The 14,104-nt window shown below is 59.0% G+C and carries 13 protein-coding genes and 5 tRNA genes; 14 read left to right on the top strand and 4 right to left on the bottom strand.

Annotation, left to right across the window (positions count from 1 at the left end):
* The first annotated feature begins 10 nt into the window (after positions 1–10).
* A complete protein-coding gene (locus tag EIC84_RS18035; protein WP_003065376.1) occupies positions 11–568 on the top strand; it encodes a DUF2946 family protein in 558 nt (185 codons plus the stop codon).
* 86 nt (positions 569–654) lie between these two features.
* Here the strand turns inward: EIC84_RS18035 and EIC84_RS18030 are convergent, their stop codons facing one another.
* The 4 genes from EIC84_RS18030 to EIC84_RS18015 form a co-directional block, all read right to left on the bottom strand.
* Positions 655–1,506 carry a cytochrome c5 family protein gene (locus EIC84_RS18030; protein WP_003065373.1) on the bottom strand — a complete coding sequence of 284 codons (852 nt, stop codon included), beginning with the start codon at positions 1,504–1,506 and terminating at the stop codon, positions 655–657.
* Between the two features lie 199 nt (positions 1,507–1,705).
* Positions 1,706–3,127, bottom strand: a complete 1,422-nt coding sequence (locus EIC84_RS18025) for an efflux transporter outer membrane subunit (RefSeq protein ID WP_003065370.1) — start codon at positions 3,125–3,127, stop codon at positions 1,706–1,708.
* Positions 3,120–6,299, bottom strand: coding sequence for an efflux RND transporter permease subunit (locus EIC84_RS18020; RefSeq protein WP_003065367.1), 3,180 nt, complete (start codon positions 6,297–6,299; stop codon positions 3,120–3,122). The genes EIC84_RS18025 and EIC84_RS18020 overlap by 8 nt, the downstream gene beginning before the upstream one ends.
* A 12-nt stretch (positions 6,300–6,311) precedes the next feature.
* A complete protein-coding gene (locus tag EIC84_RS18015; RefSeq protein ID WP_003065364.1) occupies positions 6,312–7,619 on the bottom strand; it encodes an efflux RND transporter periplasmic adaptor subunit in 1,308 nt (435 codons plus the stop codon).
* Positions 7,620–7,846: 227 nt separating this feature from the next.
* On the opposite strand from EIC84_RS18015, the gene EIC84_RS18010 reads away from it, so the two are divergent.
* From EIC84_RS18010 to rplL, 13 genes are all read left to right on the top strand, one after another.
* Positions 7,847–8,467: a TetR family transcriptional regulator gene (locus tag EIC84_RS18010; RefSeq protein WP_003065361.1), complete on the top strand. Its 621-nt coding sequence runs from the start codon at positions 7,847–7,849 to the stop codon at positions 8,465–8,467.
* A gap of 74 nt (positions 8,468–8,541) precedes the next feature.
* Positions 8,542–8,617 (top strand) — tRNA-Arg (locus EIC84_RS18005).
* An 80-nt stretch (positions 8,618–8,697) separates the two neighbouring features.
* Positions 8,698–8,783: transfer RNA gene (locus EIC84_RS18000), tRNA-Tyr, on the top strand.
* 58 nt (positions 8,784–8,841) lie between these two features.
* A tRNA-Gly gene (locus tag EIC84_RS17995) sits at positions 8,842–8,915 on the top strand.
* 43 nt (positions 8,916–8,958) lie between these two features.
* Positions 8,959–9,033: transfer RNA gene (locus tag EIC84_RS17990), tRNA-Thr, on the top strand.
* 75 nt (positions 9,034–9,108) lie between these two features.
* Positions 9,109–10,299, top strand: coding sequence for an elongation factor Tu (tuf, locus tag EIC84_RS17985; protein WP_012836789.1), 1,191 nt, complete (start codon positions 9,109–9,111; stop codon positions 10,297–10,299).
* A 9-nt stretch (positions 10,300–10,308) separates the two neighbouring features.
* Positions 10,309–10,384: transfer RNA gene (locus tag EIC84_RS17980), tRNA-Trp, on the top strand.
* An 87-nt stretch (positions 10,385–10,471) separates the two neighbouring features.
* Positions 10,472–10,855 (top strand): preprotein translocase subunit SecE, encoded by a 384-nt coding sequence (gene secE, locus EIC84_RS17975; RefSeq protein WP_034362104.1) that lies wholly within the window; start codon positions 10,472–10,474, stop codon positions 10,853–10,855.
* Positions 10,855–11,442: a transcription termination/antitermination protein NusG gene (gene nusG, locus EIC84_RS17970; protein WP_003065695.1), complete on the top strand. Its 588-nt coding sequence runs from the start codon at positions 10,855–10,857 to the stop codon at positions 11,440–11,442. The genes secE and nusG overlap by 1 nt, the downstream gene beginning before the upstream one ends.
* A 125-nt stretch (positions 11,443–11,567) precedes the next feature.
* Complete coding sequence (gene rplK / locus EIC84_RS17965; protein ID WP_003059339.1) at positions 11,568–11,999, top strand: 50S ribosomal protein L11; 432 nt, start codon at positions 11,568–11,570, stop codon at positions 11,997–11,999.
* Positions 12,000–12,695, top strand: a complete 696-nt coding sequence (gene rplA, locus EIC84_RS17960; protein WP_003065693.1) for a 50S ribosomal protein L1 — start codon at positions 12,000–12,002, stop codon at positions 12,693–12,695.
* Between the two features lie 227 nt (positions 12,696–12,922).
* Positions 12,923–13,447 (top strand): 50S ribosomal protein L10, encoded by a 525-nt coding sequence (gene rplJ, locus EIC84_RS17955; protein ID WP_003065692.1) that lies wholly within the window; start codon positions 12,923–12,925, stop codon positions 13,445–13,447.
* A 36-nt stretch (positions 13,448–13,483) separates the two neighbouring features.
* On the top strand, positions 13,484–13,861 hold the full coding sequence (rplL, locus tag EIC84_RS17950) for a 50S ribosomal protein L7/L12 (RefSeq protein WP_003065690.1): 378 nt from the start codon (positions 13,484–13,486) through the stop codon (positions 13,859–13,861).
* Positions 13,862–14,104: the final 243 nt, after the last annotated feature.

Genomic DNA, 14,104 nt, shown 5'->3' with positions numbered 1-14,104 from the left:
GAGATGAGTGATGGATGACATCGTGAAACAGGCCATGCTCAAGTGGCCCAATGTCCCGGCCTGCAGTGGCTGGCTGGGTCTGGATGCGCGTGGCCAGTGGTGGCTCAGGGACGAGCAGGCCCAGGTCTGCGGTGCGTTTGCCAGCGGCAAACCCGGCTCCAGGGGCAATCTGCTGCGCCACGAAAAGTTGGCCGAATTCATCGGACGCAACTATCTGGTCGAGGCAGATGGTCGCTGGTATTTTCAGAACGGCCCGCAGCGCGTGTATGTGGAACTGGAGAGCGCGCCATGGATATGGCGTCTGCGATACGCGGAGCATGGCTTGCAGTTGCACAGTCATACGGGTCAGGAGCTGGCTGCCGAACAGGTGCAGCAGGTGCTGCTGGACGAGCTGGGGCGGCTGTTTCTGGCCCTGCCGCAAGGCCTGGGCATGGTGCACAGCCTGGACATGCTGGATGCCGCCAATGCGCTGGAGAGTGGTGCGCTGCCCGAGGCGCAGGAGATCGAGAGCGCCTTGCTGCCGTTGCAGTTCGGTTTTGTGCCCAGTCCTGAGGGCTATCAAGTTTGATAGCGGCTTTCGTTTGTGTGCAAAGGGTTTGAGGCCAAAAATAACAAAACCGGCCAAAAGCCGGTTTTTGCGGGGCAGAGGGGCGCCTACTTGGCTGCATCCACCATGTACTGGATGGCGGCCTTGAAGTCTGCATCCGATGCGGTGGAGCCGCCCTTGGGAGGCATGGCGCCCACGCCTTGGGTGGCCTTCTGCACCATATCGTCCATGCCCTTGGCAATGAAAGGTGCCCAGGCAGCCTTGTCGCCAAACTTGGGAGCCCCGGCTACGCCACTGGCGTGGCAGGCCATGCAGGTGGTGTTGTAGAGGTTCTTGCCCACATCGGAGGCCGCGGCAGCTGCGGGAGCCGGGGCGGCTGCAGGTGCTGGCTCGGCGGCTGCAACAGCTGCTGCAGGTGCAGCGGCGACGGGGGCCGCAGGTGCTGCTGCGGGGGCATCACCGGTTGCAGGCTGGGGCTCGGGGAAGTTGGCGCCGGCAGCATTGCTCATATAGACCACGCCACGGGCAATTTCCGTGTCATTGAACTCGCCGCCACCCTGGGCCGCCATCGCACCCTTGCCAGCCAGGGAAGAGTGCACCAGCGTTTCCAGGCCCTGCTTGATGCGCGGGCCCCAGGCTGCTGCATCCTGGAATTTGGGGGCGCCGGCTACGCCGGTTTCATGGCAGGCCGCGCATTGCGACTTGAAGACTTCCGCGCCACCGCGCAGGGGGCGGTTGGCATCACGAATTTCCACCGTACCCACTTTTTGCAGACGCATGGCCTTGGCCATTTCGGCATTGGCCGTACCTGCGCCCGTGGTGTCGGACGAAGTCACGAACTTGACCAGACCGATGATGACGAAGATGGGAACCACAAACGAGAAGAAGACGGCAAGCAACAACTGCTTGGGTTTTTTAATGGGGCCTGTATGGGCTTCTTCGTGGTGTTGCTCGCTCATGAAGTCCTCTGAGATCGTGGGATGGGGATGAACAAACCATTATAGAAGTGAGGGTTAAGAATGCCAGTGCACGACGATCCGGGTTGACGGCTGCTGCATAAAGGAGTTGAGTTGGATCAACTTTGTGCAGCCAATTTGTGGCGTGCATGAAAAAAGGCGTCCGAAGACGCCTTGTGTGAGAGTGCAAAACTTGGCCCGATTACTGGGCTGTAGGGTTGTCGCTGGCGCTTGCCTGCGTCCAGCCGCCGCCCAGCACCTTGTAGAGATTGACCTGGTTTTGCAGCTGCGCCAGGCGGACCTGAACCACGGACTGCTCCAGTGCAAACAGTGAACGCTGCGCATCCAGCAGATCCAGGTAGCTGGCCACGCCGTTGGTGTAGCGCAGGTCCGACAGCTTGTAGCGAACCTGCTCTGCCTCCAGCTGACGCGATTGGGCATCGAGCTGATCCTTGAGTGCTTGGCGATTCACCAAGGTGTCGGACACCTCGCGGAAGGCCGACTGGATGGAGCCTTCGTATTGAGCCACGGCAATCTTCTGGCTGGCTTCTGCAACCTGCAGATTGGCGCGATTGCGGCCTGCATTGAAGATGGGCAGATACAGCGAAGGCGCAATCGTGAACGCCGCAGAGTCCGACTTGAGCAGATCGGAGATGTCGGAGCTTGCGAAACCTGCCGAGGCGGTCAGGGAGATGTTCGGGAAGAACAGCGCACGTGCGGCACCAATGCTGGCATTGGCGGCGATCATGCTTTGCTCTGCCTGGCGGATGTCGGGCCGGCGCAGAAGCAGGTCGGAAGGCAGGCCCGAAGGCACATCGGCCAGGGCTGGCAGATCGCGCAGTTGCTTGCCTTGCATGCTGGTCAGCAGATCGGCAGGTAGGGTCTGACCCACGAGCAGGGTCAGGGCGTTGACGTCGCGCTCGCGCTGACCGGCTTGCTGGGCCAGCGTGGCGCGTGCGCTTTCGGTCAACGACTGAGCTTGGCGGTAGTCCAGCTCGGAAGCGACACCGGAGTCCAGTCGCAGCTTGGTCAGCTTGATGGACTGCTCACGTGTGCCCAGGGTACGACGGGAAATGGCCAGCAACTCCTCGTCAGCCTGCAGGTTCAGCCAGGTGTTGGCGACCGTTGCAATCAAACTGATCTGGGCCGCTTTGCGGCCTTCCTCGGTCGCCAGATACTGGGCTAGAGCTTGCTGCTTGAGGCTGCCGATGCGCCCCCAGAAGTCAATCTCCCAGCTGGGCATGGAAAGGCCCACCATGTACGAGTTGGCATAGCGGCCCGTGGTGGCGCTGGGCTGGCGGCTAGCGCTGCCTGCGACACCGAATTCCGGGAACTGGCCGGCACGCTGGATCTGGTACTGAGCCTGTGCCTTTTCGATGTTGAGCACGGCCACACGCAGGTCGCGGTTGTTTTCCAGCGCGAGCTGGATCACCTGCTGCAGGCGTGGGTCCGTGTAGAACTGCTGCCAGGGGATGTCGGCAGCCGCCGTGGCGCCAGCCTGCTCGTCGGTGGCCGAGTAGTGCTCGGCCACCGGAGCGGCAGGGCGCTCCAGCGTGGGGATGAAGGAGCAGCCGCTGGCCAGCAGCGCGCCGGCCAGTGCTACGGGTAGCAAGGTTTTATTCATGTTGCGAGCCTCCCTGTGCTGCAGAAGTTGCCGCCGGGGGAGTGGCGTTGGAGTCCTGCTTGGACTTCTTGCCAAACAGATTGAACACGGCCACAAAGAACACGGGCACCAGGAACACGGAGATCGGCGTGCCGATCACCATGCCCCAGAACACGCCGGTGCCGATCTCCTTCTGGCTGGCAGCGCTGGCGCCGGAGGCGATGTACAGCGGCACCACGCCCAGAATAAAGGCCAGCGAGGTCATCAGAATGGGACGGAAACGAAGATGACCGGCTTCCAGCGCGGCTTCCAGCGCGCTCTTGCCTTCAGCATGCAGGTCCTTAGCGAACTCCACGATCAGAATGGCGTTCTTGGCCGACAGGCCGATCACCGTGATCAGCGCCACCTGGAAGTAGATGTCGTTGGGCATGCCGCGCATCAGCATGCCGGCCACGGCGCCGAACACGCCCAGAGGCACGACCAGCAGCACGGACAGCGGGATGCTCCAGCTTTCATACAGTGCGGCCAGACACAGGAACACGGCCAGGATGGAGAACGCGTACAGCAGCATGGCCGAGGAGCCCGCCTTTTTCTCGTCCAGAGACTGACCGGTCCACTCGTAGCCGAAGCCGTCGGGCAGTTCCTGGGCCAGCTTTTCCATTTCCTTCATGGCGTCACCGCTGGTGAAGCCGGGTTTGGCCTGACCGGTGATGCTCATGGAGGGGTAGCCGTTGTAGCGTGTCAGCTGCATGGGGCCGCTGATCCACTTGGCGCTGACCATGGTGGAGAGCTCCACCAGCTGGCCTTGCGCGTTGGGCACCGTCAGGCGCATCACGTCCTCGGGCTGCATGCGACGAGCCGCATCGGCCTGGATGGTCACACGTTGCATGAAACCATTGTTGGGGAAGTCCGTGGAGTTGGACGAACCCAGAGCGGTCGCCAGCGTGGTGGCCAGATCGCCCATGCTCACGCGTTGGGCATAGACCGCATCGCGGTTGATATCGACCTGCCATTGAGGGGCGTCATCCACGCCATCAAAGCGCACGCCGGTCAGCACAGAGCTCTGGTTGGCCTTGGCAACCAGCTGATTGCGGGCTTCCAGCAAGGCTGCATGCCCCTTGCTGCCGCGGTCTTGCAGACGGAAGGTGAAACCGTCGCTATTGCCCAGCTCCGAAATGGAGGGGGGGACCAGCGTGAAGATGAAACCATCGCGCAGCGCTGACATGGCGCCCTTGGCTCGGTCAGCGAAGGATTTGGCATCCGAGCCAGCACCTGCGCGCTCGGACCAGTCCTTGAGCGTGGTGAACGCCAGGCCCACGTTCTGGCCCTGGCCCATGAAGCTGAAGCCCAGAATGCTCACGATGTGATCGGTCTCAGGCTGGCTCAGGGCAAACTTCTCCAGCTCAGCCATGGTCTTGCTGGTGCGTTCCAGGCTGGCGCCGGGAGGCAACTGAGCCAGCGAGATGACATAGCCCTGGTCTTCCGTTGGCAGGAAGGCCGTAGGCAGTCGCATAAACATGAAGACCACGCCGGCAATCACCAGCAGATAGACGATAAAGGCTTGAGCGGAGCGCTTGACCACACCGGAGAGTGCGGAAGAGTAGCGCTTCGTGCCTGCGTCAAACTTGCGGTTGAACCAGTTGTAGAAGGGGCCGAGCAAGCCGGTCTTCTTGTCGTGCGCGTGGCCCTTGGGAATGGGCTTGAGCATGGTGGCGCAAAGCGCAGGCGTCAGCGTCAGCGCAAAGAAGCCCGAGAAGAAGATCGAGATGGCCATCACCAGCGAGAACTGGCGATAGATGTTGCCGGTCGCGCCGGAGAACATGGCCAAGGGCAGGAACACCGTCACCAGAATCACGGTGATGCCGACCACGGCGCCCTGGATCTGGCCCATGGCCTTGATGGTGGCTTCCTTGGGGGGGAGGCCTTCCTCGGCCATGATGCGCTCGACGTTTTCCACCACCACGATGGCATCGTCCACCACGATACCGATCACCAGCACCATGGCGAACATGGCCAGAATATTGATGGTCAGGCCGGCCACCAGCATCACGGCAAACGTGCCGAGCAGCGCGATAGGCACCACGATGGTGGGGATCAGGGTGTAGCGGATGTTCTGCAGGAAGATCAGCATCACGATGAACACCAGTACGATGGCTTCAAGCAGCGTGTGCACCACCTTTTCGATGGAAATCTTCACGAACTTGGAGGTGTCGTAGGGCGAGGACCACTTCACACCGGCAGGCAGGAAGGGCTCCATCTCGGCCATCTTGGCCTTGACCAGCTTGGCGGTCGCCATGGCGTTGGCCGTCGAGGTCAGCTGCACGGCCATGGCCACGGCGGGCTTGCCGTCCAGGCGGGACTCGAAGGCATAGCTCTCGATGCCCAGCTCGATGCGGGCCACATCCTTGAGGCGCACGGTGGAGCCGTCGGAGTTGGAGCGCAGCACCACTTCGCCGAATTCCTCGGGCGTCGTCAGCTGGCCGGGCACCACGATCGTGGCGGTGGTGGTGGTGCCGGGTGTGCTGGGCAGGTTGCCCAGGGCGCCACCGGAAATCTGCTGGTTCTGCGCGGCAATCGCTGCGTTGACCGATGCAATCGACAGACCGAAGCCTTGGAGCTTGGCAGGATCCACCCAGACGCGCATGGCACGACCCGATGCGAACAGCTGTGCCTTGCCCACGCCGTCCAGACGCTGGATTTCAGGCACCACATTGCGGTTCACGTAGTCGGCAATGTCGTCACGCGAAGTCTCTCCAGACTCGGCCTGGAAGGCCAGAATCATCAGGAAGTTGCTCATGGACTTATCCACGCGCACGCCCAGGGCCTGAACGACCTGAGGCAGGCGGGGCAGCACGCGGGAGAGGCGGTTTTGCACGTCCACCTGCGCCAGATCGGGGTTGGTGCCCGGAGCAAAGGTGACGGTCAGAGTGCCTTGACCGCCCGCAGGGGCGGAGGCTTCCATATACATCAGACCTTGCGCGCCGTTGATTTCGCGCTCGATCAGTTGCAGAACGGAGTCCGTCATGGTTTGTGACGTGGCGCCCGGGTAGGTCGCTGTCACGTTGATGGTCGGAGGTGCGACCGATGGGAACTGTGCCACCGGTAGCTTGGTGATGGAGATCACGCCCGCAATGATCACGAAAATCGCGATCACCCAGGCAAAGATCGGTCTGTGAATGAAAAACTTTGACATGGATCGTGCCTGTTACTTGGCTGCCTGGCCTTCGCCAGCACCTTCGGCTGGAGTGGCGGCTTTCTCTTGCGCAGGTGCGGCGGGGGGCGCAGCAGAGGGTTGTGCTGGTGTGCCGGCAGCCGCATTGTTGATCTCGACGGGCTTGACCTTCTTGGCCCCCATGCCCACCTTGATCAGACCGTCCACCATGACTTTTTCTCCAGCTTTCAGGCCGGATGTGACGACCCAGTTATTGCCACTGGACTGACTGATCTGAACGGGGCGCGGTGCCACGGAGCCATCCTCGGCCACGATCATGACGAAGTTGCCCTTTTCGTTGCGGGTCACGGCTTGTTGCGGAATCAGCGCGGCGTTCTCGACCTGGGCCTGCTCCAGGTGCACGCGCACATAAGTGCCGGGCAACAGCAGTCCGTCGGGATTGGGCAGCTCCGCGCGCACGCTGACCTGGCCGGTAGTCGGGTCCACGGTCAGGTCGGTGAACAGCAGCTTGCCGGTGTGTGCGTACTCCTTGCCATCGTCCAAATAGACGTGGACGCGCGCGGCGTTGTCACCTACCTTTGCTAACTTGCCGGAACTGAGCGCTTCGCGCATGCGCATGATGTCGGAAGAGGACTGGGTCAGGTTCACGTACAGCGGGTTGACCTGCTGAATGGTCGCCAGCTGCGTGGCTTCGCCCTGGCCGACCAGAGCGCCTTCCGTCACCAGAGCGCGGCCGATGCGTCCGGAGATGGGGGCGGTCACGCTGGCATAGCCCAGGTTGACATTGGCATTGGTGACAGCCGCCTTGCCTGCCGCAACTTGTGCCAGTGCCGCCTTTTCGTTGGCAATGGCGGTGTCGTACTCCTGCTTGCTGATGGCATTGGCTTCCACCAGGGGCTTGTAGCGGCGTGCGGTGGCAGATGCCTGAGCGAGATTGGCTTTGGCCTGTGCCAGGGTCGCCTGAGCGCTCTGCAGGTTGGCCTTGTACGGGGTGTTATCAATCTGGAACAGGGCTTGGCCAGCCTTGACATCCGAGCCTTCCTGGAACAGGCGCTTTTGCACGATGCCGGCAGCGCGCGCGCGAACCTGAGCAATGCGCGATGGCTCCAGGCGACCTGGCAGATCGGAGATCAAAGGCACGTTCTGCATGGATACCGTCACCACACCAACTTCGGGTGGCTGTGCCTGAGCGGCTGCTTGTGCTTTTTGAGCTTCCGCGTTTTTGTCACTGCATGCGACTAGGCCCAGTGCAGCAGCCAAGCTCAGGCCTATGACCATGGAGCGGGTGCCGGATGCGGCTGAATGGGACTGATTGTCGGGAGCCTGGTTTGCTTCATACATCGGGTGCATGAACGTCCTTCCGGTTGACATTGTGAAAACGAGAAAAGAGCGCTGTCCGCGGTGGAGCGCTCATTCGGGTGGAAACCCTAGATGGTTTCCTGCATATCGGTGCTAGGTAAATTATACATACATGCATAAATGTATAATTGCAAACGCTGCGTAAAGCAGCTGAGAAATGGCTTTTCTCGCGGCGAGCTATCGCCGGCGATTGATGAAGAGGGTGAGTGATGGCTCGAAGAACCAAGGCTGAAGCGGATGAGACGCGCACCAAGCTGCTGGATGCGGCTGAAGAGGTGTTTTTCGAGAAAGGTGTATCTCGAACCTCTCTGGGCGATATCGCCCAGCGTGCAGGGGCGACACGCGGAGCGGTGTACTGGCACTTCAAGGACAAGATGGATGTCTTTGTTTCCATGCTTGGGCGCATATGCCTGCCTTTCGAAGAAATCTGTGACGACAGGTATGGTGACCTGTTGCCGCTAGAGCGCATTCGTCACTCCATCTTGTGTGTGTTCGAGAGCTTGGACGAGGATGAGCGCAGACGCAAGGTGTTTGAGACGGCGCTATTCAAAATGGAATACGTGGGCGAACTGGCTGATGTGCGTTTGCAGCATATAGAAAGTTCAGGCTTTGCTCGGGAAAAATTTGCGCATGACCTGGCGGCTGCGGCACAGGGGCAGTCCGTGCAGTTGTCGGTATCCCCGGAAGAGGCCGCCCTTGGTTTGCACTCTCTTTTTGTGGGTCTTATACATGGTTGGGTATTGACGGAAGGGAGTTTCTCATTGGTCAAGGTCGGTTCGATGTCGGTGGATGTCTACTTGTCTGGTTTGGGATTTCAGGTGAATTTGTGATTTGGGTGTCCAAACCCGTGCAATAATTGCGGCTGTTGAATTGTTGTTGGCCGTGCGAGCGGCCTGACGGATTCGCGGCTGTAGCTCAGTGGATAGAGTATTGGCCTCCGAAGCCAAGGGTCGTGGGTTCGATCCCCGCCAGCCGCGCCAGCATCGATCTTCGGCAAGAAAAAAGAAATTTCAAAATTTCTTTTTAAGCTGGAAATAGATGCTACAATTCAAGTCTCTTCGGAGGGGTGGCCGAGTGGTTAAAGGCAGCAGACTGTAAATCTGCCCGCTAACGCGTACACAGGTTCGAATCCTGTCCCCTCCACCAGCAATGGTTGAGAAGAGCGATTGCTAGAAATAGCAGTCACGTGCAGTAGTAAATCTGTGCGGGAGTAGTTCAATGGTAGAACCCTAGCCTTCCAAGCTAATGACGCGGGTTCGATTCCCGTCTCCCGCTCCAGTTTGCGAGCAAAGATTTTAGAAGTTGTTGTTTCAGCTTCTTTGCCCATGTGGCTCAGTGGTAGAGCACTCCCTTGGTAAGGGAGAGGTCGCGGGTCCGATTCCCGCCATGGGCACCATTTTCTGGTGCGCTCGCTTGATAGGGTTGCGCCGAAATCCTCTTGCAGTGAATTAATTTTTTCGGAGTCGGAAAAATGGCAAAAGAAAAATTCGAGCGCACCAAGCCCCACGTGAACGTGGGCACCATCGGTCACGTTGACCACGGCAAGACCACCCTGACTGCTGCTATCGCTACCGTGCTGTCCAAGCACTTCGGCGGTGAAGCCAAGGACTACTCGCAGATCGACAACGCCCCCGAAGAAAAGGCTCGTGGCATCACGATCAACACTTCGCACGTTGAGTACGAAACTGCCAACCGCCACTACGCTCACGTGGACTGCCCCGGCCACGCTGACTATGTGAAGAACATGATCACTGGTGCCGCTCAGATGGACGGCGCTATCCTGGTTTGCTCCGCTGCTGACGGCCCCATGCCCCAGACTCGCGAGCACATCCTGCTGTCGCGTCAGGTGGGCGTGCCCTACATCATCGTGTTCCTGAACAAGGCCGACATGGTGGACGACGAAGAACTGCTGGAACTGGTCGAAATGGAAGTGCGCGAGCTGCTGTCCAAGTACGACTTCCCCGGTGACGACACCCCCATCATCCGCGGCTCTGCCAAGCTGGCCCTGGAAGGTGACCAGTCCGACAAGGGCGAGCCTGCCATCCTGAAGCTGGCCGAAGCTCTGGACACCTACATCCCCACTCCCGAGCGTGCTGTTGACGGCGCCTTCGTGATGCCCGTGGAAGACGTGTTCTCCATCTCCGGTCGTGGTACCGTGGTGACTGGCCGTATCGAGCGCGGTATCGTCAAGGTCGGCGAAGAAATCGAAATCGTCGGTATCAAGGACACCGTCAAGACCACCGTCACCGGCGTGGAAATGTTCCGCAAGCTGCTGGACCAAGGTCAAGCTGGCGACAACGTGGGTCTGCTGCTGCGCGGCACCAAGCGTGAAGACGTGGAACGCGGCCAAGTGCTGTGCAAGCCCGGCTCCATCAAGCCCCACACCAACTTCACTGCTGAAGTTTACGTGCTGTCGAAGGACGAAGGCGGTCGCCACACTCCCTTCTTCAACAACTACCGTCCTCAGTTCTACTTCCGTACAACTGACGTGACCGGCTCCATCGAACTGCCCGAAGGCAAGGAAATGGTGATGCCTGGCGATAACGTGTCGATCACTGTGAAGCTGATCTCCCCCATCGCCATGGAAGAAGGTCTGCGCTTCGCTATCCGCGAAGGTGGTCGTACTGTGGGCGCCGGTGTGGTTGCCACGATCATTGCATAATTGATTTGTAGGGGTATAGCTCAATTGGCAGAGCGTCGGTCTCCAAAACCGAAGGTTGTAGGTTCGATTCCTACTGCCCCTGCCACCTCTTAATGGTGGAATCAACAAGAGCCCGCCTTTGGCGGGCTTTTGTGTCTTGAAATTGCACATTTTTGTGCATTTGAAACAAAATATGGCCACTACTCAGGTTGAAACAGTCAGCTCTGCTGCTGACAAAGCAAAATTAGCCGCTGTTGCGGCTTTAGTTGTTGCTTCTATTGCTGGCTTTTATCTGTTGAGCAAGCAAGGTGCGCTGGTTCAGTGGGCGGCTCTGATTGTCGGCCTGGTGCTGGCTGCTGGCGTGTTTCTGATCTCTGAGCCGGGCAAGCGCTTCGTTGGCTTTGCTCGTGATGCTTGGCGTGAGGTGAAGAAGGTGGTCTGGCCCACCCGCAAGGAAACCATGCAGATGACACTGTATGTCTTTGCGTTTGTGGTGGTGATGGCCTTGTTCTTGTGGTTCACCGATAAGACGCTTGAATGGGTCTTGTACGACTTGATTTTGGGCTGGAGGAAGTAATGGCTGATGCAGTCGAAACAGATGTGAATGGTGGAGCAGCGGGACCCGCCAATCCCGATCTGCGCTGGTATATCGTCCATGCCTATTCGGGTATGGAGAAAGCTGTCGAGCGCAATATTGCGGAGCGTATTGCTCGCTCGGACATGCAGTCCAAGTTTGGCCGCATCCTGGTGCCTTCCGAAGAAGTGGTGGAAATGCGCAACGGCACTCGCCGCACCACAGAGCGCCGCCTGTTCCCCGGTTATGTGTTCGTCGAAATGGTGATGGATGACGATACCTGGCACCTGGTGAAGCACACCAGCAAGGTGACCGGTTTCGTTGGCGGTGCCAAGAACCGTCCTGCCCCCATTTCTGAAGAAGAAGTTCGCAAGATCGTCGACCAGATGCAGGAGGGCACCGAAAAGCCCCGCCACAAGGTCGAGTTCATGGTCGGCGAAATGGTTCGTGTCAAGGAAGGTCCGTTCGCGGACTTCAATGGCTCCGTCGAGGAAGTCAACTACGAAAAGAACCGTCTGCGTGTCTCGGTCACCATCTTTGGCCGCGCGACTCCTGTGGAATTGGAATTCTCTCAAGTTGAGAAAACTTGAGATTCGCAATAGAATCTAGGGCTTCGCATTTTTTGACTCGATGCGAAGCTTTTTTGTAGAGTCAGCAACCTCGGGGAGCTGTTTGCAGATATTGCAAATGGCGCTATACCCGTAAGGAGCTCAACATGGCGAAAAAAATCGTCGGCTTCATCAAGCTGCAAGTGCCAGCTGGTAAGGCCAATCCTTCTCCTCCCATTGGTCCTGCGCTGGGTCAGCGCGGCCTCAACATCATGGAATTCTGCAAGGCGTTCAACGCCCAGACCCAAGGTGTCGAGCCCGGCCTGCCTCTGCCCGTGGTGATCACGGCTTTTGCTGACAAGAGCTTCACGTTCGTCATCAAGACTCCTCCCGCAACCGTTCTGATCAAGAAGGCTGTGAAGCTGGACAAGGGCTCTTCCAATCCTCTGAAGAACAAGGTTGGCAAGATCACACGTGCTCAGCTGGAAGAAATCGCCAAGACCAAGCTGAAGGACATGAACGCCGCTGACGTTGACGCTGCTGTGCGTACGCTGGCTGGTTCTGCCCGTTCGATGGGCGTGATCGTGGAGGGTGTGTAAATGGCCAAGTTGACCAAGAAGCAAAAAGCTCTCCAGGGCAAGGTTGATTCCAACAAGCTGTACTCTTTCGCTGACGCCGTGGCGCTGGTGAAGGAAGCTGCAACTGCCAAGTTCGATGAATCCATCGACGTGGCCGTGCAACTGGGCGTGGATGCCAAGAAGTCGGACCAAGTGGTGCGTGGCGCCGTGGTGCTGCCTCACGGTACCGGCAAGACTGCTCGCGTGGCTGTGTTCGCACAAGGCGCCAAGGCTGAAGAAGCCAAGGCCGCTGGCGCTGACGTGGTCGGCATGGACGACCTGGCTGCTCAAGTCAAGGCCGGCGACATGCCCTTCGACGTGGTGATCGCTGCTCCCGACGCCATGCGCGTTGTGGGCCAGTTGGGTCAGATCCTGGGCCCCCGCGGCCTGATGCCCAACCCCAAGGTTGGCACCGTGACTCCTGACGTCGCTACGGCCGTGAAGAACGCCAAGGCTGGTCAGGTGCAGTTCCGCGTGGACAAGGCTGGTATCGTGCACGGCACGATCGGTCGCCGTTCGTTCGATGCCGACAAGCTGCAGGGCAACCTGGCTGCTCTGATCGATGCACTGAACAAGGCCAAGCCTGCTTCCAGCAAGGGTCTGTACCTGCGCAAGGTGGCTGTTTCGTCGACCATGGGTGTGGGCGTTCGCGTCGATACACAATCCATCTCGGCGTAATTGCTAGAAATCGTCAGATGAGCTTTGCTCATCTGGTGTGGTGGGCTGCGGGAGTTGTTGCTCCTGCAGGTCATCCAAGACCGTTGGTGTGATTTGATCACTTAATCACGAAGGCCAACGCAGATGGCGATCCCGCTGCAGATGGAAATTTTTCCTAAACAGTTGGTCGCTGCAACAAGAGCGTGTATGCAGGGCTTGCCTTGCATATGCATTTGAAGGAGTAGACCTTGAGTCTTAATCGCAGTGAGAAAGAAGCGGTCATCAACGAAGTGACCAGCCTCGCCGCTAAAGCTCAAACGCTTGTGATCGCGGAATACCGTGGCATCACGGTCGCCGACATGACCAAACTGCGTGCCGATGCTCGCAGCAAGGGTGTGAGCCTGAGCGTGTTGAAGAACACCCTGGCCCGCCGTGCTGTTGCCGGTAGCGCGTTTGACGTGGTGGCTGACCAGATGACTGGTCCCCTGATCTATGGCTTCTCTGAAGACGCAGTGGCTGCCGCCAAGGTGGTGGCCGACTTCGCGAAGACCAACGACAAGTTGGTGATTCGCGGTGGCGCGTTCGGAGGCAAGGCCCTGGACATCGACGGCGTTAAGCAACTGGCAAACATCCCCTCCAAGGAAGTACTGCTCGCACAACTGTGCGGCTTGCTCATGTCGCCTATCTCGCGTACAGCCGTTGTGCTGGGCGCTCTGGCGGCCAAGAAGGGCGAAGGCTCTGCCGAAGCGGCAACAGAAACAGCCGCAGCCTGAGTGCTCGGCAAAACCAACCAATTTTAGGAAATCAAAATGGCATTCGATAAAGACGCATTCCTGACCGCCCTGGACAGCATGACTGTTCTGGAACTGAACGACCTGGTCAAGGCTATTGAAGAGAAGTTTGGCGTGTCCGCCGCTGCTATGGCTGCTCCCGCTGCTGGCGGCGCTGCTGGTGGCGCTGCTGCTGCTGAAGAAAAGACCGAGTTCAACGTCGTTCTGACCGACGCTGGCGCTAACAAAGTGTCCGTGATTAAGGCTGTGCGCGAAATCACCGGCCTGGGTCTGAAGGAAGCCAAGGATCTGGTCGATGGCGCTCCCAAGACCGTGAAGGAAGCCGCTCCCAAGGCTGACGCTGAAGCCGCTGTGAAGAAGCTGGTTGAAGCCGGTGCCAAGGCTGAACTGAAGTAATTCAGTGAAATCAAGGGCTGGAGACTCGTAAAAGGGTCTCCAGCCTTTGGCGCTTGTGGAGTGCGCTTAAAGAACACACCAAAAAGCAGGTTTCCTAGGGAGTCTGCTTTTTAGTGTCTTCTGACAATCCGACAGCAGAAGATGCCTTGGTTCGGGCGATGTGCAACGCATCGCCGTCAGCCATGGTTGGTAGTGGCCAACCGCCAAGCCCGCAGGAGAACCCTGTGGGGCAGTCGTCGCAGA

The sequence above is a fragment of the Comamonas sp. A23 genome, assembly GCF_004522605.1.
GTDB classification, from domain to species: Bacteria; Pseudomonadota; Gammaproteobacteria; order Burkholderiales; family Burkholderiaceae_C; genus Comamonas; species Comamonas thiooxydans.
Note: the sequence above shows the minus strand (reverse complement) of the source record. Positions and strands in the feature narration are given on the sequence as shown.